Raw genomic sequence first — 24018 nt, 5'->3', positions numbered from 1 at the left:
AGCACTGATATCCGCCGATCGACAGCCCGTGACGTTAAGAAGGGGCCCTTCCTATACAGAAAGCGATAACAAGGGTCCCCTCCTTTCCGCCGGGCTGACGCGGATACGATCGGGGGAAGTCGGACAGCGCTGTCCTTCGCACTACCGTGAGGAGCGCATGGTGACCGACCAGCACGATCACGACGGCCCCGACGCCGCCCTGCGCGCCGACATCCGCAGGCTGGGCACCCTGCTCGGGCAGACCCTGGCGCGCCAGGAGGGTCGGCCGCTGCTCGACCTCGTGGAGGAGATCCGCGCCCAGGTCCGTACCGACGCCCCGGCCGCCGCGCGCCGCCTCGGCGGGTTGGACGTGACCACCGGCACGAAGCTGGCTCGCGCCTTCTCCACCTACTTCCACCTGGCCAACATCACCGAGCAGGTGCATCGGGCCCGCGACCTGCGTCGACGTCGGGCCGTGCAGGGTGGCTGGCTGGACCAGGCGGCCAAGATGATCTCCGAGCGGGGAGTGCCGGCGGAAGAGATCGCCGCGGTGGCCCGCCGGTTGGCGATCCGGCCGGTCTTCACCGCGCACCCGACCGAGGCGGCCCGCCGGTCGATCCTGTCGAAGCTGCGCGCCATCGCCGACGAGCTCGACACCGAGACCGCGAACGCGATCCTCTACGGTGCCAGTGACGAGGGCCCGGCGAACCGTCGGCTGGCCGAGCTGCTCGACCTGATGTGGCAGACCGACGAGCTGCGGCTGGATCGGCCCGACCCGACCGACGAGGCCCGCAACGCCATCTACTACCTGCGCGACCTGTACGCCGAGGCCGCCCCGCAGGTGCTCGACGACCTCGCCGAGACGCTGCGCACGCTCGGCGTGGAGACCTCACCGACGGCCCGACCGTTGACCTTCGGCACCTGGATCGGCGGCGACCGCGACGGCAACCCGTTCGTCACCCCGACGGTCACCCGCGAGGTGCTGGCCATCCAGCACGAGCACGGGCTGACCGCCACCGAGGCGGCGATGGAAGAACTGATCAACGAGGTGTCGGTGTCCCGCCGGCTGCGCGGGGTGTCGCTGGACCTGTCCGCCAGCCTCGCCGCCGACCTGGACGCGCTGCCCGAGGTGGCCCCCCGGTTCCGCCGGGTCAACGCCGAGGAGCCGTACCGGCTCAAGGCCCGGTGCGTACGCGCCAAGCTGGCCAACACCCGCGCCCGGCTGCGCCAGGGCACCCCGCACGTGCCGGGACGGGACTACCGGGGCTCGGCCGAGCTGATCGCCGACCTGGAGCTGCTGCGCGCCTCGCTGGCCCGCAACTCCGGTCAGCTGACCGCCGTCGGGCGGCTCGCCTCGACCATCCGTACGGTCTCCGCGTTCGGCCTGCACCTGGCGACCATGGACGTGCGGGAGCACGCCGAGAAGCACCACGAGGTGCTGGCCCAGCTGTACGCGGCGGTCGGCGAGGTCGACGACTACCCGTCGTTGAGCCGGCTGGAGCGCACCAAGCTGCTCGCCGACGAGCTGACCGGCCGCCGACCGCTGTCGGCTGCGGACACTCCGCTGTCCGAGTCCGCCCGCAAGACGTTCGACGTGTTCAGCACCATTCGCGAGGCGCAGGACCGGTTCGGCAGCGAGGTCATCGAGTCGTACATCATCTCGATGACCCTCGGGGTCGATGACGTGCTCGCCGCCGTGGTGCTGGCCCGCGAGGCGGGCCTTGTCGACGTGCACAGCGGGCGGGCACGCATCGGCATCGTGCCGCTGCTGGAGACCCCCGCCGAGCTGAACGCCGGTGGTGAGCTGCTCGACGAGTTGCTGTCGCTGCCCGCGTACCGGGCGCTGGTGGCGGCCCGGGGCGACGTGCAGGAGGTGATGCTGGGTTACTCCGACTCCAACAAGGAGGCCGGCATCACCACCAGCCAGTGGTCCATCCACCGGGCGCAGCGGGCGCTGCGGGACGTGGCCGCCCGGCACGGTGTGCACCTGCGGCTGTTCCACGGCCGGGGCGGCACGGTGGGTCGTGGCGGTGGCCCCACCCACGACGCGATCCTGGCCCAGCCGTACGGCACCCTCGACGGCGCGATCAAGGTGACCGAGCAGGGCGAGGTGATCTCCGACAAGTACACCCTGCCGGCACTGGCCCGGGAGAACCTGGAGCTGACCGTGGCCGCCGTGCTCCAGGCCACCCTGCTGCACACCGCGCCCCGGCAGCCCGCCGAGATGCTGGAGCGCTGGGACGCCACGATGGATGTGGTCTCCGAGTCGGCATACCGGTCGTACCGCTCGCTCGTGGAGGATCCGGATCTGCCGGCGTACTTCTGGGCGTCCACGCCCACCGAGTTGCTCGGCGCGTTGAACATCGGCTCCCGGCCGGCGAAGCGCCCGAACACCGGGGCCGGGCTGTCCGGTCTGCGGGCCATCCCGTGGGTGTTCGGCTGGACCCAGACCCGGCAGATCGTGCCCGGCTGGTACGGCGTGGGCTCCGGCCTGGCCGCCGCACGCGAGGCCGGGCTGGCCGACGTGCTGGCCGAGATGCACCGCAACTGGCACTTCTTCCGCACGTTCCTGTCGAACGTGGAGATGATGCTGACCAAGACCGACCTCGGCATCGCCCGGCGGTACGTGGAGACCCTGGTCCCGAAGAAGCTGCACCCGATCTTCGACAAGATCGAGGCGGAGTACGAGCTGACCCGGCGCGAGGTGCTGGCCGTCACCGACTCACCGGACCTGCTGGAGAACTCCCCCGTGCTGCAACGCACCCTCGCGGTGCGCGACACCTACCTGGAGCCGCTGCACCACCTCCAGGTCGCGCTGCTGCGGCAGTACCGCGACTCCGGTGCGGCCGGTCGGGCGGTGGTCACCGCACCGGGCGGCCGGCGGGCCCCCAACGACGGTACGGCGCTGGAACGCGCCCTGCTCACCACCGTCAACGGCATCGCCGCCGGCATGCGCAACACCGGCTGACGCCGACGTCATCGAGCGAAACAGCGAACCGGCCCGAGCAACAGCTTGGGCCGGTTCGCCGTTCACGAGCTCTCAGACGGCCGCCGGTAGCGCCTCCATGGCCATGGCGAGCGAGCCGAGCAGGGCGGCGTCCTGCGCGAACGCCGACAGGACGATCTCCGGCCGGTACGGCAGCGCGTGGGTGAGCCGCTCGATGAGCAACTCCCGGACCACCTCGTTGCCGGCGACGCTGCCGACCAGCACGATCCGGTGCGGGTCGAGCAGCAGACAGCAGGTGACGAGGTGGCGGGCCAGCTCGTCGACGCGCAGCCGCAGCTCGTCCCGGAACCGGCCAGGTTGGGCCGCGGCGGCGCAGAGCGCGGCGGCCTGCCCGGTCAGTCCGAGGCGCTGTGCCAACTCGTCCAGGGCCCGACCGGAGAAGGTCGCCTCCAGCATCGGCTCCAGACCGGCGGGCCAGCTGTGGTCGGTCAGACCGTAGGCGATCTCGCCGGCCGCACCGTGGTGTCCGGCGATCACCTCGCCGCCGATCGTCACCGCTGCGGCCACGCCGGTGCCGAGCCCGATCACCAGGCCCGGATCGACGCCCCGCAACGCGCCGAGGCGCAGCTCGGCGTACGCGGCCGCGTTGAGATCGTTCGCCACCCGTACGGAGGCCACTCCGAGGTGGGCGCGGACCTCCTCGGCGAGGCGCAACTGCTCCCATCCGGGGACGTTCGGGGCCAGTTCGATGGAGTGGTCGTGGACCACCCCGGGAGAAGCGATGCCGGCGGCCACGATCGTGCCGCCCGTACTGTCGGCGAGTTCCCGCGCCCGGTCGAGCGCCCGGGTCAGAGCCTGCTGCGCGCCCTGCTCGGCGTTTGTCGGCAGGCGCTCGGAGACGAGCAGCCGACCATCGACGTCACCCACGCCGATCGCCATCTTCGTGCCGCCGAAGTCGATCCCGAGCAGTCGCGGGTTTGCCGGTTGTTCCATGGTGATGTCAAATCGCCCTTCGGGCCGTCGGTCCGGGTGGTTCTGTGGTCGCGGTGACACAACTGCCGCTGTCACACGATGCTGGGTCTGCTGCCCGGTCACGGGCTCACCCTCGCCGCGACCGCCTCGGCCAGAGCCGCGTCGGCACGGTGCAGCCGTTCCCGCAGGGCATCCGCCCGCGCTGCCACATCGTCCATTATCGACCGCAGCTGCGCCACCTGCTCCCGAACTGCGATCTCGCCCGGGCCGTCGGCCTGGGCACGGCGGAGCACGAATTCGGGGCGGACGGCGGCGGCCAGCAGGTCACTGATCGCGACCTCGTCGAGCTGGTCGGCGATGCCGAGGTCGACCGCCGCGGTACGGACGTCCTCGACGGTCCAGGTGGCGGGCGCGCCGGCCCGTACCAGCCGGCCGAGCAGCGAGTGGGCGCCCCGGAACGGTACGCCGTGGCGGGCCAGCGCGTCGGCGGCGGCGGTCGTGGTGGCACCGGAGGCGACGATCTCCTCGCTGGTCGGCGGACGCAGCGGATCCAGCTCCGCGATCAGCCCGCCGAGCAGGGAGAAGAACCGGTACGCCCGGTCGTCGCTGTCCCAGAGCCGGGCCTGCACGTCGGTGGTGGCGTTGTTGGAGTCCTCCCACCAGGCGGCACCGACGTTGTTGAGCACGCTGGCGGCGTCGCCCGCGGCAGCGCCGGCCATCGACACCAGGTGTTCCAGGACGACCGGGTTGCGCTTCTGCGGCATGATGCTGCTGCCCTGGGTGAACGAGCCGGGGGTGACCACCCAGCCCCAGGTCAGCCAGTCCATCAGGGTACGGGCCAGCCGGGCCCCGGTGGCCAGTGACTGCGCGTTGAGGGTGGCGACCCGCACCAGGTGATCGGCACCGGCCACCGCCTCGTAGGAGTTGACGATGAGCCGCTCGAAGCCGAGCAGGTCCGCCAACCTGCGGGGCGAGATGTCCAGGTCGGTGCCGGCGAACGCGCAGGAGCCCAGGGGCGAACGGTTCATCTCGTCGAGCAGGTCGGCGTAGGCGACGCCCTCACCGGCCAGCGCCTCGGCGTAGCCGGCGAAGACGTGCCCGATGCTTGTCGGCTGGGCCGGACGTCGGTGGGTGTAGCCGGTGACCACCACGTCGGCGTGCCGATCGGCCCGGTCCAGCACGGTCCGACCGGTCGCCAGGACCGCGTCGAGCACTGCGAGCAGTTGGTCGCGCAGCACCATCCGGAAGACCCCGGCGTCGAGGTCGTTCCGGCTGCGGGCGAGTTGCACGCTGAGCTGGGAGGGCTCGACCCCGCAGGCGGCGGCGAGACGCTTCTCCAGTGTGTAGTAGACGTCCTCGACGCTGCCGTCGTAGTCGAGGTCCTCAGGTCGGTCCTGGGCAAGGACGAGCAGGCCACGCAGCATCATTGCGGCGGATTCGGCGGGGATCAGCCCCTGCTCGGCGAGCATGACGACGTGGGCCTGGCTGGCCTTGACCATGGCCGGGTACAGGTTTGCGGCGTGATGCTCGAACACGACGCGCAGATGGTGCTGTTGGTACGTGGTCAGTGACGGGGTCATCGTGGCCTCCCAATGTGGTCCGTTGTCCTGCGCAGCCGACGAGTGGGTCACCCGACCGCCTGGTCCGACCTACCGCTCCCGTCAGGTCGGTCGGACCAGGTCGGCCGGCCGGACCAGCCGGGCTGGTCCGTCCCTGGCGGGCTGGGTAACGGTGCTGCCAGCCACGCCTCGATCACCTCCCGCAGCCGCGCGCCGGCCAGGTGGCGGATCTGTTGCCCGGCCGCCTCGCTGGCCAGCGAGACATGACCCGACCAGCCCTGCCAGGGGTCGGGCCGCGACTCGATGAGCACGTACGGGTACGGGGTGGGCAGCTTCGGTTTCGGCGGCAGGTCCGGGGTGGCGGACAGGTGCACCGCCTCGGGGTCGAAGGCGAGCACTGCCGAACTCTCGTACGCCCCGCCGTGTCCCCGGGCCGGCAGGGCGCCGAAGATCTCGCCCGTCTCGTCCGGGCCGACCAGCTGGAACCAGTTGACAAGCAGCAGGCTCGCCAGGTGCCGGCCGGACACCCATTCCATCGCGGCACGGACCGTGGAGAGGTTGGCGTCGTGCCCGTTGACCACGAGCAGCCGGGGGAAGCCCGCCTCGACGATGCCGGTGAGCACGTCACTGAGGTAGCCCACGGCGATCTCGGGTCGCAGCGCCACCGTCCCCGGCCAGGGCCGGGTCTGACCGGGGCAGGCGGCGTACGGTGCGGCCGGAAAGAGCACGGCGCGGGCCGTGCCGGTGGCCAGTTCCCCGGCGAACCCCTCGGCGAGCAGCAGGTCGGTGCCGAGCGGCAGGTGTGGACCGTGCCACTCGACGGCACCGACCGGCAGCACCGCCAGGTCGGCCGACTCGGCCACGGCGGCCAGTGCGTGGCCGGGCACCCGGGTGATCGGGAGCAGTCCTCCCTCGGCCTTCCAGCGTTCGATCAGTTCGTCCACTGCTCGGCCCTCCGGGTCGCGGTGCGGCTGCTCTCCAGTCGGCCCGAGAACCACATCACCACGAAGATCAGCGCCACCTGGAGCATGCCGTAGGCCGCGGCGGTGCCGAGTTCGAACGAGTACATCCGGTTGTTGATCGCCACCGAGATCGGCACCGTCGAGGAGGTGTAGATCAGCACCGAGGCGACGAACTCGCCGACACCGTGCACGAAGGCCAGCAACGCGCCGGCCAGCACGCCGGGCAGCATCAGCCGTACGGTGATGGTGTAGAAGGCCCGCAGCCAGGAGGCGCCGAGGTTACGGGCGGCCTCCTCCAGCGACGGGTCGATCAGCGCCAGCGCCGCGGAGCTGGACCGGAAGACGATCGGCAGGAACCGCACGAAGTAGGCAAGCGGCAGGATCCAGAAGGTGCCGATCAGCACCTGGCCGAAGCTGAACGCGTTGCCGGTGCTGAAGGCCGAGATCAGGTTGATCGCGACGACAGTGCCCGGCAGCGCCCAGGCGATCATGACTGCCACGTCGAGCAGCCCCCGGCCGATGAACTTCAAACGCCGCACCGCGTACGCGACGAGCACACCGATCACCACACAACCGACGGCCGCGAGCAGGCTCATCTGCAGCGAGTTGAGGATCGGCTCGAACGCCTTCGGGTCGGAGAAGATGGTGACGAAGTTGTCCAGGGTGTACGTCTCCGGCAGCACCTGGGTCGTCCAGGTCCGGTTCTCGGAGAAGGCGACGAGCGCGATCGTGGCGACCGGGGCGAGCAGCACCATGGTGGCCAGCACCGAGGCGACCGGGGCCAGCCACCTGCCGATCGGGTTGGTCAGCTCCCGACGGTTCGCCGAGATGCCCTTCGACTGCGACTGGTAGCTGCGCCGACCCTCGTACCACCGCATCGCCAGCAGGAAGATGATGGAGACGATGCCCAGCACGGAGGCGTACGCCGAGGCCATCGGCAGGTCGCCGTTGGTGCGGTTGATGTAGATCTGCATCGTCATGGTCTGGCTGACGTTGAACAGCAGTGGCGCGGTGTACGACGCCAGCGAGGTCATGAAGACCAGCAGCGACGCCGAGACCATCGCCGGGGTGAGCATCGGCAGCAGGACGGTGCGCCAGACCCGTACCCGGCCGGCGCCGAGGTTGTACGCCGCCTCCTCGACCGACGGGTCCATCCCGGCGAGCGCCGCGGCGGCGGCCAGGTAGAAGAAGGGGTACATGGTGAACGTGTGCACCACCAGGACCCCGGCGATCCCGTCGAAGGCCATGATCGGCCGTTCGGTGCCGAAGAGTGCCTGCAACCCTCGGGGCACGATGCCGATGTTGCTGTAGAGCAACTGGAACGACACGGCGCCGATCAGCGGCGGCAGGGCGGCCGGCACCAGGATGATCGCCTCGATGAGCCGACGGCCCCGGAAGCTGAACCGCTTGAGCAGGAACGCCATCGTCACGCCGACGATGCCGCAGAGCAGCACGCTCGCCGCGGAGATGAACAGCGAGGTGAACAGTGACTCGCGGGCGACCCCGGAGGAGGTGAAGAACTGCAGGTAGTTGCGGGTGCCGTTCTCGCTGACGCTCTCCGAGAAGGTGGCGAACATCGGGTGCACGACGTAGCCGTAGAGCACCAGGACCAGCGGCAGCACGAGCAGGTACGGGAACCACTGTGAGTTGGTGCCGCCGGCCAGACGTCGGCGCAGCGCGGCCATCCGGGGTGGGGCGGTTTCGGGCAGAGCGGTCACGGCTTGACCACCCAGAGACGTTCGCGTACGAGCCGCAGGCCCACCAGGTCGCCGACGTTGATGGTCGCCGGTGCGTCGATGACGGCGGCCATCACCTCGGTACCGTCGCAGTCGACGGTGAGGTTTGTCGCCATTCCGGTGAACTCGACGTGGGTGACCCGGCCGCGCAGGGCGGACTCCTCGTCGCCACCGGCGAGGGTGATGTGCTCGGGACGGGCCGACACCAGCGCGGTGTCGCCCTCGGTGAGACCGTGTCCGGTGGCAGCGCCGACCTCGATTGTCGCGCCGCTGGACAGGCGCACCTCGACCCGGTTCTCGCCCGCGCCGACCACCGGCAGGCTGAGGACATTACTGCGCCCGATGAAGCGGGCCACGAACGCGTTGGTGGGCCGGTAGTAGATCTCCTGCGGGGAGCCGACCTGCTGAACCTTGCCGGACTGCATGACGGCGATCCGGTCCGACATGGCCATCGCCTCGGCCTGGTCGTGCGTCACGTAGATGGCGGTGTTGCCGCTCTCCCGCTGGATGCGCCGGATCTCGGTGCGGGTCTCCTCGCGCAGCTTGGCGTCCAGGTTGGACAGCGGCTCGTCGAGCAGCAGGGTGCGGGGCCGGATGACCAGGGCTCGGGCCAGGGCCACCCGCTGCTGCTGACCACCGGAGAGGGCGTCGATGCGTCGGGCCCCGTACCCGGAGAGGTGGACCTGGGCGAGCGCCTCGGAGACCCGGCGGTCCCGCTCGGTGCGGGAGACCCGGCGGACCCGGAGGCCGTACGCGACATTCTGCGCCACCGTCATGTGCGGAAAGAGCGCGTAGTTCTGGAACACCATGCCGGTGTCCCGCTTGTTCGGCGACCAGTGCGTCACATCGTCGTCGCCGAAGTGGATCTGCCCGGAGGTCGGGAAGTAGAAGCCTGCCACCATCCGAAGGGTCGTCGTCTTGCCGCAACCACTGGGTCCGAGCAGAGTGAAGAACTCGCCGGCGCCGATGGTGACGGTGACCTCGTCGACCGCCGCGGCATCGCTCGACTTGTCGAAGCGCTTACTGACGGCAGTCAGCCGGACATCGATCATTTCTGGGTCCTTCCAGGACGGAGCCGGGTCGTGCCGAGGCACGACCCGGACCCCAGTCAACTCAGCCCTTGTCCTTGATCTCGGCGTTCCAGTGGGTGATCCACGCCGTCTCGTTCTTGCCGATCACGTCCCAGTCGACGTCCATCGGCTTGAGGTTGAGGTTGGCCAGCCACTCCGGCTTCTCGCCGATCTCCACCGCGGGGATCTGGAAGTAGTCCTTGGCGAGCGTGGCGCGCAGCGAGTCGTCGAAGAGGAACTCCAGGAACTTCTGCGCGGCGGCGGTGTTGCCACCCTTGACCGCCGCGACACCGTCGACGAGCACCGGAGCGCCGGAGGCCGGCATGATGTAGTCGAACGGCATGCCCTCGTTGGCCTGCAGCAGCACGTCCTGCAGGTTCCAGGCGCTCACCACGCCCTGCTCACGCGACATCTTCAGGTAGAGGTCGGCCGGGTTGGCGGCGTACTCGACGGTGTTGGCGTCGAGCTTGAGCAGCCACTCGTAGCCCGGCTGCGGGTTGGAGCCGTCCGGCGAGAGCCGCTGGATCATCGACGAGTAGATCGAGCGCATGGTGCCGGAGGCAGCCACGTCCCGGATGATGATCTTGTCTTTCCACTTCGGGTCGATCAGGTCGTCCCAGTCCTGCGGCGCGGTCTGCGGGGTCAGCGCCTTGTTGTTGTACATGATGATCTCGGGCAGCAGGATCTCGCCGAACCAACGGCCCTGCTCGTCCTTGTAGCGCGCGTCCATCTTGGCCGCGAACGAGGGCTGCCACGACTCCAGCAGGTCCTCCGAGGCGCCGGCGGCAAGACCCTGCTGGGTGCCGCCCCACCAGACGGACGCCTGCGGGTTGGCCTTCTCGGCCCGGACCCGCTCCAGGACCTCCTGGGCGCCCATGTTGAGCACCTCGACCTTGCCCTTGTACTCGGGGTTCTTGGTCGTGAACTGCTCGACGACGTAGTCGGTGACCGACTTGTCACGGGCGCTGTAGATGACGAACTTCTCGGCCGTCGGTGTGCCGGACGAGCCGGTGTCCGCGTCGTCACTGCCGCCGCAGCCTGCGGTGACAGCCAGCATTGCGCCGATCGCGATGGCAATGGCCAAAGGACGACGTCTCATTGGTACCTCCACTTGACGGGGGGATCTATTGGAGATTTCCGATAGATAGCTGCAAATCGGACTCCGGGGCATGCCGGAGTGTGTGGGCCGCCGGTTGCGGCACGGATCAAAGATCGAGGCCGACGGAGCGGGCCACGTCGTGGCCGGCCGCGCCGACGCGTACGGGGTCGCGAGGGTGCGGCGGAGGTGGCCGTGGGATCGGGGTGTGCGGGGGTGGCGGTTCTTCGGGGGCAGGGGACAGGTGGTGGTGGTTGCAGGGGTGCGGGGTCGGGTTACGCGGCTGTGGTCAGGGCAGTGAGGGCAGCGGGACCGCGGCCGAGAGCGCGTAGCTGATCGCTCCGTGCAGTACGGCCTGGTCCCCGAGGGTGGCTCGACGCACCTCGGTGGGTGCGGGGGTCTTGGCGGCGAGAAGGCTCTGGATCTGTTCGAGCGCGGCGTCGTCGAGTTCGGCGGCGGCACCGCTGAGCAGCACCATCCCCGGGTCGATCACGCAGACACAGGAGAGGATGAGCCGTGCCCAGGCGTCGAGGACCTCGTCGAGATACTCGCGGGCCGGCTTCGACGTGGCGGCGAGTTGAATCAGCTCGCGTACCGGCGACTCGGGTCGGCGGCCCGGGTGCAGCGCGACCAGCCGCTCCGTGATCGCGTTCACCGACCAGCGGGCCTCGAACTCGCCGACACCGCTGTAGCTGCGCGCCGGCGCGGCGTCCAGCGGCATGAAGCCCACCTCGCCCGCCGCTCCGCTGGCTCCGCGCCGGACCTTGCCGTCGAGCACGAGCCCGGCGCCGATGCCGTCGGCGACGTGGATCAGCAGCAGGTTGGCGACGTCGGCACCGGCACCGGCCACGCACTCGCCGGCGGCCATCAGGTTGACGTCGTTGTCGACGACGACCGGTACGCCGAGTCGCTGCTGAACCGACTCGCCGATCGGCCACGCCTCGACCAGCCCGACCGACGGCGCGAGGCGTACCGCGCCGTTGGTGGAGACGCCCGGCACCGCGATCGCCACGCCGCGCAGTGACGGCAGGTTGTCGCCGACCAGGTCCAGGACGAACGTGCAGACGGTCTCCACCACGTCGCCGCCGAACCGGGCGGTGCGGTGCGCGATGATCGCGCCCTCGCTGTCGGCGATCTCGCAGCTGATCCGGGGCGGTTCGAGCGAGACTGCCGCGACGAGCTCGGCACGCGGGTTGAACTTGAGCATCTCGCGCGGTCGCCCGGTGGTGGGTGCGCCCGGCCCGCGCTCGATGAGGTAGCCCTCGGCGATGAGTTCCCGCACGAGTGCGGTCACCGTGGCCGCCGGAAGGCCTGTCATCTCGGCCAGATCCACTCGGGACAACAGCCGCGCCTGCCGGGCGGCCAGGATCACCGAGAGACGCTTGATCTCGCGGGACCGCTCACGGCTGACCGGGCTGGTCGATGCTCTGTCAGACACAGTTTCTTCCTACTGAGAAAAAAGTGGGCCGTCAAGTAACGAGATGATCTCAGCTCCGACCTGCGCAAACGATGCATCGACAGAAAATCATCGGCCAGCGACCGCGCCTTAGCGCACAGATCGGGCGGCAGCGGAGAAGTTGATCGCCTTAAATCACCACAAACGGGGCTAGTGGTGTCCGATGTGGTGGCCACCCACCGGCCCTGAACAGGACGATCGTTTTTTCGAAGAAGTAAGAAAGTCGCTTGGGCCTATTGACTACGCGAGTCCAAGATTCCTAGCGTTACGGCCCGAAGGCCTTCACGGTGGACCTACCCCCACCACCGTCCGCACCGCTCACGCCGTGACGGTGCGCGTGCACGAACGAACCGTCTAGCAACCATCACTCGTGGAGACCGCCCTGGTCTCCAGTGGACAGCTGTCCGTCGTCAGGGCCGGCACGAGCCAGGTGTCAGGGGGCCTCGGCCGGGCCTGCATCCGTCCCAGACGCAGCAAGCGCTCCCATACGAAGAGGTATGCCCATGAGATGGCGCACCCCGGCGACAATCGCCATGTGCGGTCTGCTCTCGCTGGGCCTGGCCGCACCGGTTCAGGCTCACGGCAAGGGCTCGTCGCCCAAGCACCCGTCACCCCCCAAGGCCCAGCCGAAGGGTCCGGACAAGAAGTCCGACAAGCCGATCGACCTGGACATCATGTTCATCGGCGCGCACCCCGACGACGAGGCCGGTCAGCTCGGCATGCTGGGATACTGGAACGAGTATCACGGCATGAAGGCCGGCGTCATCACCACCACTCGTGGCGAGGGTGGCGGCAACGCCACCGGCTTCGAGGAGGGCCCGGAGCTCGGCATCCTCCGGGAGGCCGAGGAGCGCAGGGCGGTCGGCTACGCCGGCATCGAACACATCTACAACCTCGACGCCCTCGACTTCTGGTACACCGCCAGCGCTCCCCTGACCGCCGAGGTCTGGGGTTACGACGAGACGCTGTCCCGCATCGTGCGGGTGCTGCGGACCACCAAGCCCGAGGTCATCCTCACGATGAACCCCTCGGCCACCCAGGGCAACCACGGTAACCACCAGGAAGCCGCGATGCTGGCCGTCGACGCCTTCTACGCCGCGGCCGACCCGAAGAAGTTCCCGGAGCAGATCACCAAGGAGGGCCTCGAGCCCTGGCGGGTCTCCCGGATCTTCCAGACCGGTGGCAGCGGTTCCGGCAACATGGGTCCCTCCTGCGAGACCAGCTTCACCCCGGCTGAGGCCAGCAACGTCATCTTCGGCACCTGGCAGGGTTACGAGTCGGCGCGTCACGACGGCAACCGGTGGAACACGGTCACGACCTGGGCCCGCCGGGAGTACGTGTCGCAGGGCTGGGGCAACAGCGCCTTCCCGACGACCAACCCCGACAACATCGGCTGCAACCGGCTGACCCTGATCGACACCCGCACTCCGTACCCGGACCCGAACGTGGGGGCCGGCACCGGTGCGCTCCAGGGCGCCACGCTCCGTGCTCCGGGCGGTCTGCCGCTCGGCACCGAGATCCACGTGCGTCCGCAGAAGTGGGAGGTGCTCGCCGGCAAGTCCATCAAGGTCGACACCGTCCTCTACGCCACCCAGGACATCAAGGGTGCCAACGTCTCGCTCCAGGTTCCGGCCGGCTGGCGGGTCAGCGGCAACGGCAACGTCGGCACGCTCAAGAAGGGCAAGGCGGTCGTGAAGAGCTTCACGGTCACCCCGCCCGCGCAGCTTCCGGTGGGCACCCGCTTCAAGATCGAAGCCACGATGACCAGCAGCAAGGACGGCAGCGGCACCAGCAGTGCGCGGGTGCAGGCGACCGCTCCGGTTCGGGGCACCCTCGAGCCGCTGGAGGAGATCGCGGACTTCCGGGCGTGGACCGAGCAGAAGAAGGTCAAGCAGCTCGATGCCCTCATCGAGTCGCTGCTCAACATCCCGAGCGGTAAGAGCCGTAGCGTCCGAGTGGACCTGACCAACCACAGCGACACCGTCCAGTCCGGCACCGTCCGGCTGAACCTGCCGGCCGGGTTCTCGGCGAACCCGCAGCAGCTGCCGTACAGCGGGCTCCAGCCCGGTGCCCGCAGCTCGGTGACCTTCACGGTGACCAACACCGACGCCACGCTGCCGACCGCCAACCGGGCGCCGGACAACGGTGCGTACCGGCTGGAGATCGAGACCAGCTACAACGGTGGCAGCGCCACCGAGCCGGGTGCCTTCAACCTGGTGCCGACCACGGTGATCCCGAAGGCCACCACCGCGCCGGCCGTCGACGGCCACGGCCACTCCCACGAGTACACCGGCGAGGTGATCGACATCTCGACGCGCTGGGAGGGTACCGCCACCACGGCGGCGGACATCTCCGGCACCGCCCAGCTCACCCACACCGACGACGCCCTGTACGCCATCTTCAACATCACCGATGACGTGCTCGGCCGGTTCCTCCTGCCGGAGGACTGCAAGCGTCCGCGTCGTGCCGACGCCGTCGAGTTCGGAATCGACCCGCGGGGCAACTCGGCGAACACCTCCACGGTGTTCAACGTGGCGCTCTTCCCGGCCACCGATGACCCGGCCAACGGCAACCCGCCGTGCTTCGCCCGGGAGCGGGACAACCACCAGGGTGGCCCGGAGACCGCACCGGGTCTCGAGGTCGCGTCGGTTCTCACCGGCACCGGGTACCAGATCGAGGTCAAGGTTCCGTTCAGCGTGCTGCCGGACACCATCGACCCGACCAACATGGGCATGAACATCCTGGTCAACGACTCGGACACGCAGGACCTGTCCACGCAGACCCGGATCGGCTGGTCGACCTGGAGCGGCGTACGGGCCGACCCGTGGCGCTGGGGTGTCGCCACCCTGCCGGGCCTGCCGGCGCGGCCGGCGGCGCCGAAGGCTCCGATCATGCCCGACACCGCGGCGCAGAGCGTCAAGTCTCCGCAGACCATCCTCCAGTCCGCCTCGGACGGGGTGGCACCGGGTGGCTACGCGGCTCTTGACGAGAAGATCCTCAAGATCAAGAAGGTCACCAAGTCCTCCTCGAAGGTCTCGGTGGAGTTGAAGGTGAAGAAGTCCGGCGTCGCCCGGGTCTTCATCTGGGACGGCGAGCGGGTCGTGGCGCAGACCGAGGTCTCGCTGAACAAGGACCGCACCCTGGTCCTGCCGCTCAACGGCGCCCTGCCGGCCGGCTCCTCGCTGCTCGTCTCGTACGAGCGCGACGGTGCCACCCTCGGTCTCGCTCACACGCTGAAGTGACCGAACCCGGTCACCGCGTCGACCTGATGCGGTGACCGGCGATGGGCCGGGCCTTGTGCCCGGCCCATCGGCATTTCCGGCCCCAACGCGGCACCGCCCGCTCATCTTTGGCAAGCTCCGGGGATGGAGCTTGCGACCCTGGCGGTGGTGGTCGTCTGCCTCGGCGCGGGCGGCGCGGTGGGCTGGTTCGCGGCCCGGACTCGCGCGGCCACCGAGATCGCCCGGCTGGACGCCACCCTGCGCGCCACCCGGGAGGGCGAAGGGCGGCTGGAACAGTCGATGCGGGCGCTGAGCTACGAGGCGACCGCCCAGTCCCAGGAGGCGGTCGCCCGGGCTGTGGCCCCGCTGCACGACACGCTGCGCCGATACGAGCAGCGGGTGGCCGAACTGGAACGTGACCGCATCGACGCGTACGCCGAACTGCGCGAGCAGGTCAGGGCGATGAGCAGCGTCTCCGGCGAGCTACGCACCGAGACCAAACAGCTGGTCGCGGCGCTGCGGGCACCGCAGGTACGCGGCCGGTGGGGCGAGCACCAGTTGCGCCGCATCGTCGAGGCGGCCGGCATGCTGGAACACTGCGACTTCTCCGAGCAGGTCACCGCCGCCACCGACCAGCAGACCGTACGCCCCGACCTGGTGGTCCGCCTGCACGGCGGCCGTACGGTCGTGGTGGACGCCAAGGCGCCGTTCGACGCGTACCTGACCGCGATGGAGGCCCGGGACGAGCGCAGCCGCGACACCCAGCTGGACAACCACGCCAAGCACCTGCGGGCCCATGTGGACGCGCTGGCGGCGAAGTCGTACTGGACGGCATTCGAGTCGACGCCGGAGTTCGTGGTGCTGTTCGTGCCGGCCGATCCGTTCCTCGACGTGGCTTTGCAGCGTGATCCCACACTTCTGGAGCACGCATTCGCCCGCAACGTGGTGCTGGCCACCCCGGCCACTTTGATCGCAATGCTGCGCACCGTGGCCTGGTCGTGGCGGCAGGAGCAGCTGGCCCGCAACGCCGTGGCGGTGCATTCCCTGGCCCGTGAACTGTACGGTCGTCTTTCCACGCTCGGCGATCATGTCGGCAAGCTCGGTGCCTCGCTCGGCGGCGCGGTGACCGCGTACAACCGGGCGGTGGGGTCGCTGGAGGCGCGGGTGTTGGTAAGCGCCCGCAAGCTGGCTGAGCTGGGCGTGTCTGATCAGGAGCTGGCGACGCCGGCGCAGGTGGAGCTGGCCCCCCGCCAGCCCCAGGCACCTGAGTTGCTGGTCGAGGAATCCATCTCGGATGGTCGAAGTCGGTCAACCTAATCGGGCCTTTACCACCTTCGATGTGACATTGCGCGTCTCACTTATCACGAGATGGTCACAACGTACCTGTCGGTAGTGACATTGACGGTCGACACCGCGAAGGATTTCGCTCACGCGTGCCCTGCATCTGAGGGCGCCTGAGTTCTCTGGAGGAAAGAGAACGTGAGTAGACCCCGAAACCTGAGCCGGCGTACCTCCGCCGCGCTCTTCGCCTCGGTCATGGCGGCTGGTGCCGTGTCCGTGGTGGGCGGTACCGCCACCGCGAGCGCCGCTCCTGCCGGAACCGACCCGGCCCAGGTCACCCCCGCCGAGGCCCTGGGCGAGCACGACGCCAAGTTGCTCGCCGAGGCGGAGGCCAAGAAGGCCCCGACCGTCACGATGATCGTCGCCACCGACAAGGGCAAGGCGAAGGACGTCGCCGACGACCTCAAGGATCTGGGCGCTGCGGTCACCGAGCGCTACGACACCATCGGTTACGTGCTGGCCAAGGTGCCGACCAGCAAGGCCGTCAAGGCCGCCACCCTGCCCGGCGTCGCCGCCGTCGACCTGGACGAGAAGATCCAGCTGCCCGACCCCAAGCCGGAGGTCGTCCAGGGCGGCAAGAAGGGCGACAAGCAGGGCAGCACCCTCAGCGGCCCGGGTGCCAACACCCCCGCCGACAACCCCTACATGCCGACCGGCGAGACCGGCGCGGTCAAGTTCGTCAAGTCCAACAAGAAGTGGGACGGCCGGGGCGTCACCATCGGCATCATGGACTCCGGTGTGGACCTGGAGCACCCCGCGCTCCAGCAGACCACCACCGGCGAGCGGAAGATCGTCGACTGGGTCACCGCCACCGACCCGCTCGAGGACGCCAGCTGGCGTCCGATGCTCAACCAGGTGACCGGCCCGTCGTTCACTCTCGCCGGACGCACCTGGACCGCACCGGCGGGCACCTACCGGTTCAACCTGTTCAGTGAGTCGATCACGAACAACAGCGAGCCGGCCGGTGACGTCAACCGCGACGGCGACCGCACCGACCAGTGGGGCGTCCTGTACGACCCGGTGACCAACAACATCTGGGTCGACACCGACCAGGACGGCGACTTCACCGACGAGGCCCTGATGCGGCCGTACAAGGAGAAGTTCGACGTCGGCTACTTCGGCACCGACGACCCGGCGACTCCGGTCAAGGAGCGCATGTCGTTCGTGGTCGAGTACCGCAAGAACGTCGACACCACGCCGGCCGGTGGCCCGGGCCTGGTCGACTACGTCAACATCGGCATCATCGAGAGCGCGCACGGCACCCACGTGGCCGGCATCACCGCCGCCAACAGCATGATGGGCAACAGCGCGTTCAACGGTGCCGCCCCCGGTGCCAAGATCGTTTCCTCCCGTGCCTGCTCCTGGGGCGGCGGCTGCACCTACGCCGCACTCACCACCGGCATGGCCGATCTGGTGATCAACCGTGGGGTCGACGTCATCAACATGTCGATCGGTGGTCTGCCGGCGCTCAACGACGGCAACAACGCCCGCGCCACCCTCTACAACAACCTGATCACCACGTACGGGGTGCAGATGTTCATCTCGGCCGGCAACTCCGGCCCGGGCGTGAACACCATCGGCGACCCGTCGGCGTCGAGCAACGTGGTGAGCGTGGCCGCGAGCGTCAGCAAGGACACCTGGCTGGCCAACTACGGCTCGGTGGTCAAGAAGAAGAACGCGCTGTTCAACTTCTCCTCGCGCGGCCCGCGTGAGGACGGCGGCGCCAAGCCGAACATCGCCGCGCCGGGTTCGGCCATCTCCACCACCCCGGTCTGGCAGGCCGGCGGCCCGGTCGCCGAGGCCGGCTACGCGCTGCCGCCGGGCTACAGCATGTTCAACGGTACGTCGATGGCCTCCCCGCAGGCCGCCGGCGCCGCCGCGCTGCTGCTCTCGGCCGCCAAGGCGAACCACCTGGGTGTCACGCCCGAGGCGCTGCGTCGGGCGATCTACACCTCGGCCAAGCCGATCGCCGACACCCCCACCTACGGTCAGGGCTACGGCATGTTCGACGTGCCGGGTGCCTGGAAGCTGCTCCGCAAGGGCGTCCAGACCCGCTCGTACACCGCTGACGCGCCGGTCTGCACCCCGCTGTCCGGCCAGCTGGCCACCCCGAACCAGGGCACCGGCATCTACAACCGCTGCGACTCCGCCAACGGTGGTCACAAGATCAACCAGTCGAAGTCGTACCAGGTGAAGCTGACCCGGACCAGCGGTCCGGCCGGCAACATCAAGCACTCCATCGGCCTGCGTGGCAACAACGGCACCTTCTCCGCGCCGAAGGACGTCACCCTGCCGCTGAACCAGACCGTCACCATCACGGTCACCGCCAAGCCGAAGACGGCCGGTGCGCACAGCACCATCGTCACCGTGGACGACAAGGCCACCAACACGATCGACTTCGAGTTCTCCGCCGTCGTGGTGGCCTCGAACGACGTCGCGAAGCCCAACTTCGCCTACTCGGCGCAGGGCTCGGTGGACCGCAACCACACCACGTCGTACTTCGTGACGGTGCCGCCGGGTGCCGGTGCGTTGCAGGTGAACCTCTCCGGCATCGCCACCGCGTCGCAGACCCGCTTCATCGCGATCAACCCGTACGGCGTTCCGGTGGAGAGCACCTCCAGTCTGGCGTGCTTCACCAACCACGTCAGCACGGTCGTCTGCAACCCGTTCGAGCGTGACTACGCCAACCCGATGCCCGGCATCTGGGAGATCGAGGTGGAGTCCCGTCGTACCTCGCCGTCGCTGAACAACCCGTTCCAGATCCAGGCGCGGGTGCAGGGCGTCGCGGTCGAGCCGGCCGTGGTCGAACTGCCGTCGGTCACCACCGGTACCCCGACCCCGGTGACCTGGTCGCTGAAGAACACCTTCGGCCCGGTCACGGTCACCGGTCAGGGCGGTTCGCTGTCCAGCACGCACACCGAGCGCCCGACCATCGTGGAGCTCGCCGTGCAGGAGTTCACTGTCGAGGTTCCGGCGGGCGCCACCAGCTTCACCGCCCGCATCGGCAACGTCTCCAACGCCAGCGCCGACCTCGACCTGTTCGTCTACCGGGGCGGCGCCCTGGTGGCGTACAACGCCGACGGCGACTCGGAGGAGTTCGTCACCCTCAACAACCCGGCGGCCGGCACCTACACGGTCGTCGTCGAGGCGTACTCGGTCGACGGCGCGGGCGGCAGCACCGCGTACGACTACCGGGACTCGTACTCCTCCCCGGCGCTCGGCACCCTGACGGCGTCGAGCAGCAGCCTCACCCTGGCGCACGGCGCCACCGGCACCCTCACGGGTACGGTTACCGCCCAGTCCGCCCCGCCCGCGGGCCGGACGCTCTCCGGTGAGCTGGCCGTGGTGACCAGCGAAGGCGCGGTCGTCGGCCGCGGCGCGGTCAACATCGGCGCGGTGAACTGACGCACCACCACCGCACCAGGGAGCCCGCCTCCGGATCCACCGGAGGCGGGCTCCCTGCCCGTTCACCCCCGGGCATGGCGCGTTCCCCGGCTCCGGGACGACGGCAGCGTTGTGTACGGGGCGAGAGCCGCGTCGATCTGGCGCAGCGCGGCCACCACCAGCCGCCCGATCACGACAGGGGGGGCCGCCGGCCACCACGGGCTCCGGCAGTCGCCGGGCGGCTACCTCAGGCGGGCTTGGCGGACGCCACCTGGAACGGGGTGCCCTGCTGGCAGGTGGTCATCAGGCCGGGTGCGGGTCGACCGGTGACCGTCACCGACGCGCCGGCGGTGAGCACCTCGCGCGGGCCGCCCAGCAGCAGATAGCCGTCGAGCAGCAGGCAACCTGGCTCGACGCCGGACTCGACCCGTCCGGTCAGGGTCATCTCGCTTGTGGACGTCGGCTGCGGCGGGCCGCCCGGCCGCGTGCCGGGCTTGGTGAGTGGGGCGGTCGGGTCCACCGGGTCGACCGGCGGGGGCACCGCGCCGGTCGGGTCCGGGGTGGGCAGATCGGTCACGGATGGCGCTCCCGTCGGGGCGGCGGAGCCGTCCCCGGCGTCCTGACCGGCGCAGGCGACGAGCGCGGTGCAGACGATCAGCGCCGCGGCGGCGATCCGAAGGGTCCTCATGCCTGACTCTGACGCGGCAGCAGGGTGATTCGTTCCATCATCTCGGGTCGGTCCGCTCAGCTGCGGGCCGCCGCGGCGGCGGCCTTCATGTCGCGCTTGAGTTCCTGTGGCAGCGAGAAGGTGAGTCGCTCGTTGGCGGTCACCACCTCCTCCACGTCGGTGTAGCCGCGCTCGGCGAGATGGGTCAGCACCTCCTGGACCAACTCGTCGGGCACGCTGGCTCCCGAGGTCAGACCCACCGTCTGCGCACCGACCAGCCAGGCGTCGTCGATCTCGTGGGCGAAGTCGACCAGGTGCCCGGCGCGGGCGCCCGCGTCGAGGGCCACCTCGACCAGGCGTACGGAGTTCGACGAGTTGCGCGAGCCGACCACGATCACCACGTCACACTCGGCGGCGATCTCCTTGACCACGTGCTGGCGGTTGCTTGTCGCGTAGCAGATGTCGTCGCTGGGCGGCGACTGGAGCATCGGCAGCCGCTTCTTGAGCCGGGCCACGGTCTCCATCGTCTCGTCCACCGACAGGGTGGTCTGCGACAGCCAGACGACCTTGTTCGGGTCGCGCACAGTGATCCGGTCGGCATCCTCCGGACCGTCCACCAGTTGGATGTGCTCCGGGGCCTCGCCGGCGGTGCCGATGACCTCTTCGTGGCCCTCGTGACCGATGAGCAGGATGTCGTAGTCCTCGGCGGCGAACCGCTTCGCCTCCTGGTGCACCTTGGTCACCAGCGGGCAGGTCGCGTCGATGGCCTTGAGCGACCGCTCCTTCGCCTGCTCGTAGACCTCGGGTGCCACGCCGTGGGCCGAGAAGATCACGGTGGCGCCCTCGGGCACCTCCTCGTTCTCCTCCACGAAGATCGCGCCCTTGGCCTCCAGCGTCCGCACCACGTGCTTGTTGTGCACGATCTGCTTACGCACGTAGATCGGCGCACCGTAGAGCTTGAGTGCCTCCTCGACGGTCTGCACCGCCCGGTCGACGCCCGCGCAGTAACCGCGGGGCTTGGCCAAAAGCACGCGCTTACCGGTCCCAGCCTCAGTCACCCACCCATCCTACGCGTCCCTGCTCTCCCCCGCCCCCGACCTGTTGATCATGAGTTTGGCGGTGGTTGTCGATCTTCGAACCGCCACCGACCTCACGATCGAACGAGACGGGTGGGGCGGGAGTGAGGGGTGGGGAACTAGGGTGAGGGGGTGGGGGACGGTGGGGTGGCGGTGAGCAGTTCGGAAGAGCCGTGGCCGGTGCGGGTGGTGAGCCAGAAGATCGCCGCCTGGGTCGCCCGGCTGGGTTGGGTGTGGGTCGACGGGCAGGTGGCGCAGATCAGCCGGCGGCCCGGTGCCAGCACGGTCTTCCTGACTCTGCGTGACCCGTCGGCCGAGTTGAGCCTCACCGTCACGACCGACCGCGACGTGCTCGACTCCGGCGCACCCGAGCTGCGGGAGGGCGCCCGGATCGTGGTGCACGCCAAGCCGGAGTTCTACGCCGCCCGAGGCACCCTGAGCCTGCGGGCCGACGAGATCCGGCAGGTGGGCCTGGGCGAGCTGCTGGCCCGGCTGGAGAAGCTCAAGAAGCTGCTCGCCGCCGAGGGGTTGTTCGACCGGGCCCGCAAGCGTCGCCCCCCGTTCCTGCCGCAGCGCGTCGGGCTGATCACCGGCCGGGCCAGCGCCGCCGAGCGGGACGTGCTCACCAACGCCCGCCGCCGCTGGCCGGCGGTGGAGTTCCGCACCGTGAACGTTGCCGTGCAGGGCCCCGGCGCCGTACCGCAGATCATCGACGCGCTCAAGGTGCTGGACAGCGACCCGAGCGTCGACGTGATCATCCTGGCTCGGGGCGGCGGCGGCATCGAGGACCTGCTGCCCTTCTCCGACGAAGCGTTGTGCCGGGCCGTGTTCGCCTGCCGTACGCCGGTGGTCAGCGCGATCGGCCACGAGACGGACGCGCCGCTTGTCGACTACGTGGCAGACATACGCGCCTCGACGCCCACCGACGCCGCCAAGCGGGTGGTGCCCGACCTGGCCGAGGAGATCCGGCTGATCAATCAGGCCCGCCACCGGCTGCACCGAGCGGTACACAACCTCGTCGACCGGGAGACCCACCGCATCGACGCGCTCCGGTCCCGGCCGGTGCTGGCCCGCCCACAGGTGATGGTCGAGCAGCGGGCCGCCGATCTGGCCGCCCTGCGTCAGCGCGCCGAACGCAACCTGCGCCACCGACTCGCCGCCGCCGACGACGACCTGCGGCACACCCTGGCCCGGCTGCGGGCGCTCTCCCCCGCCGCCACCCTCGACCGCGGGTACGCCATCGTGCAGCGCGCCGACGGTCACGTCGTACGCGCGGCCGACGAGGTGGCGAAGGGCGACGCCCTGCGCGTACGCCTCGCCGACGGTGACCTCGCCGTGACGGTGACCGGCTCCTGACCGCGGCCCGCGACGCCGGCTGCGCAGCCCGACCTCGGGTCCCGACGCGAACGGCCCATGACCGAGCACACCGCGCGAGGTAGTTAAGCTTCGTCCCCATGACCAACCAGCCGTACGACACCACGGAGGCGGAGGCAGCGGATACCTCGACGGGGCACGGTGCGCAACCTCGCCGCCCGGGTCGACGGATCACCCTCACCCGCAGTCGTGCGGTCGCGGCATGGGCGGTCCTGCTGGTGGCCGCCTGTCTCGCGTTCGGCCTGCCGACCGATCCGGGGTACGCCTTCCTCTGGTTGTGGGCGCTCGCGGTGGCCTGGCGCATCGACCAGCCCGTACGGTCGCACCTGGCCTTCGCGCGGGACTGGCTGCCGGTGATCGCCCTGCTCACCGTCTACAACCTCTCCCGTGGTTTCGCGGACAACATCCGGGAGCCGCACGTCACCGAGCTCATCAACGCTGACCTGCGGATGTTCGGGTGGCTGACCGACGGCAAGGTCCCGACGGTCTGGCTGCAGCAGGAGCTGTACGACCCGAGTCGGGTCCAGTGGTGGGAGGTGCTCGTCTCGTACGTGTACTTCTCGCACTTCGTGGTCGCGCTCGGTGTCGCCATCGCGCTCTGGCTCACCGCACGGCCTCGGTGGGCGGCGTTCATGCGGCGGTGGTTCGTGCTCAGCCTGGCCGGCTTGATCACGTACTTCCTGTATCCGGCCGCGCCCCCGTGGTGGGCGGCGGTCCACGGATACCTGGAGCCGGTGGAGCGCCTCAGCCTGCGCGGCGGGGCCGAGTTCGGCATGCACGGCGCGTTCAGTCTGATCCGGCTGGGCCAGCTCGCCTCGAACCCGGTGGCGGCCATCCCTTCGCTGCACACCGCGTTCGCCCTGTTCGTGGTGCTCTTCTTCGTCGGGCGCATCCGGAAGCGCTACGTCGCCATCCTGCTGCTCTATCCCCTGGCGATGACGTTCACCCTCGTCTACTCGGGCGAGCACTACGTCATCGACGTGCTGATCGGCTGGGCGTACGTGCTGGGCACCTTCGCGATCGTCAGCTTCGGCGAGCGGTGGTGGCGACGGCGACGGCTGCGGCAACGCGCCGCGACCCCCACACCCACGCCGGACGACGGTGACGCCGCCGCCGACCAGAGAGAGCACAGCGAGCCGAAACAGTCCGCCGCCTCCTGACCCGCCCCGCGCCCAGGC

At 69.7% G+C, this 24018-nt stretch carries 15 protein-coding genes; 6 read left to right on the top strand and 9 right to left on the bottom strand.

Annotated elements, in window-relative coordinates:
* Positions 1 to 160 precede the first annotated feature (160 nt).
* Entirely contained in the window at positions 161 to 2947 is a 2787-nt protein-coding gene (ppc, locus tag VAB18032_RS04585; RefSeq protein WP_043722974.1) for a phosphoenolpyruvate carboxylase, read from the top strand.
* Positions 2948 to 3019: 72 nt separating this feature from the next.
* On the opposite strand, the gene VAB18032_RS04580 is transcribed toward ppc, so the two are convergent.
* From VAB18032_RS04580 to VAB18032_RS04550, 7 genes are all read right to left on the bottom strand, one after another.
* Positions 3020 to 3919: an ROK family protein gene (locus tag VAB18032_RS04580; RefSeq protein WP_013731616.1), complete on the bottom strand. Its 900-nt coding sequence runs from the start codon at positions 3917 to 3919 to the stop codon at positions 3020 to 3022.
* A gap of 98 nt (positions 3920 to 4017) precedes the next feature.
* Complete coding sequence (locus VAB18032_RS04575) at positions 4018 to 5478, bottom strand: argininosuccinate lyase (RefSeq protein ID WP_013731615.1); 1461 nt, start codon at positions 5476 to 5478, stop codon at positions 4018 to 4020.
* 47 nt (positions 5479 to 5525) lie between these two features.
* On the bottom strand, positions 5526 to 6401 hold the full coding sequence (locus tag VAB18032_RS04570) for a creatininase family protein (protein ID WP_013731614.1): 876 nt from the start codon (positions 6399 to 6401) through the stop codon (positions 5526 to 5528).
* Complete coding sequence (locus tag VAB18032_RS04565) at positions 6389 to 8137, bottom strand: ABC transporter permease (protein WP_013731613.1); 1749 nt, start codon at positions 8135 to 8137, stop codon at positions 6389 to 6391. Before VAB18032_RS04565 ends, VAB18032_RS04570 begins: the two co-directional genes overlap by 13 nt.
* On the bottom strand, positions 8134 to 9207 hold the full coding sequence (locus tag VAB18032_RS04560; RefSeq protein ID WP_013731612.1) for an ABC transporter ATP-binding protein: 1074 nt from the start codon (positions 9205 to 9207) through the stop codon (positions 8134 to 8136). Before VAB18032_RS04560 ends, VAB18032_RS04565 begins: the two co-directional genes overlap by 4 nt.
* 61 nt (positions 9208 to 9268) lie before the next feature.
* Complete coding sequence (locus VAB18032_RS04555; RefSeq protein WP_043719717.1) at positions 9269 to 10324, bottom strand: extracellular solute-binding protein; 1056 nt, start codon at positions 10322 to 10324, stop codon at positions 9269 to 9271.
* 286 nt (positions 10325 to 10610) lie between these two features.
* Positions 10611 to 11759 (bottom strand): ROK family transcriptional regulator, encoded by a 1149-nt coding sequence (locus tag VAB18032_RS04550; protein ID WP_013731610.1) that lies wholly within the window; start codon positions 11757 to 11759, stop codon positions 10611 to 10613.
* Positions 11760 to 12280: 521 nt separating this feature from the next.
* Here VAB18032_RS04550 and VAB18032_RS04545 point away from each other — a divergent pair.
* From VAB18032_RS04545 to VAB18032_RS04535, 3 genes are all read left to right on the top strand, one after another.
* On the top strand, positions 12281 to 15019 hold the full coding sequence (locus VAB18032_RS04545) for a sugar-binding protein (RefSeq protein ID WP_043719704.1): 2739 nt from the start codon (positions 12281 to 12283) through the stop codon (positions 15017 to 15019).
* A gap of 123 nt (positions 15020 to 15142) precedes the next feature.
* Positions 15143 to 16315, top strand: a complete 1173-nt coding sequence (locus tag VAB18032_RS04540; RefSeq protein ID WP_013731608.1) for a DNA recombination protein RmuC — start codon at positions 15143 to 15145, stop codon at positions 16313 to 16315.
* 162 nt (positions 16316 to 16477) lie between these two features.
* Positions 16478 to 19744: a S8 family serine peptidase gene (locus VAB18032_RS04535; RefSeq protein WP_013731607.1), complete on the top strand. Its 3267-nt coding sequence runs from the start codon at positions 16478 to 16480 to the stop codon at positions 19742 to 19744.
* Positions 19745 to 19970: 226 nt separating this feature from the next.
* On the opposite strand, the gene VAB18032_RS04530 is transcribed toward VAB18032_RS04535, so the two are convergent.
* Positions 19971 to 20411, bottom strand: a complete 441-nt coding sequence (locus tag VAB18032_RS04530; RefSeq protein WP_013731605.1) for a hypothetical protein — start codon at positions 20409 to 20411, stop codon at positions 19971 to 19973.
* Positions 20412 to 20467: 56 nt separating this feature from the next.
* The gene (locus VAB18032_RS04525; RefSeq protein WP_043719700.1) at positions 20468 to 21448 is read right to left on the bottom strand and encodes a 4-hydroxy-3-methylbut-2-enyl diphosphate reductase; all 981 of its coding nucleotides are present in this window, start codon (positions 21446 to 21448) and stop codon (positions 20468 to 20470) included.
* Positions 21449 to 21598: 150 nt separating this feature from the next.
* Here VAB18032_RS04525 and xseA point away from each other — a divergent pair, with 150 nt between their 5' ends.
* Together xseA and VAB18032_RS04515 are read left to right on the top strand one after the other, a co-directional pair.
* The gene (gene xseA, locus VAB18032_RS04520) at positions 21599 to 22822 is read left to right on the top strand and encodes an exodeoxyribonuclease VII large subunit (protein WP_013731603.1); all 1224 of its coding nucleotides are present in this window, start codon (positions 21599 to 21601) and stop codon (positions 22820 to 22822) included.
* Positions 22823 to 22920: 98 nt separating this feature from the next.
* Positions 22921 to 24000 carry a phosphatase PAP2 family protein gene (locus tag VAB18032_RS04515; protein ID WP_013731602.1) on the top strand — a complete coding sequence of 360 codons (1080 nt, stop codon included), beginning with the start codon at positions 22921 to 22923 and terminating at the stop codon, positions 23998 to 24000.
* Positions 24001 to 24018: the final 18 nt, after the last annotated feature.

Source organism: Micromonospora maris AB-18-032 (assembly GCF_000204155.1).
Taxonomy (GTDB): Bacteria; Actinomycetota; Actinomycetes; order Mycobacteriales; family Micromonosporaceae; genus Micromonospora; species Micromonospora gifhornensis.
This window is presented reverse-complemented; position numbering and strand designations above follow the sequence as displayed.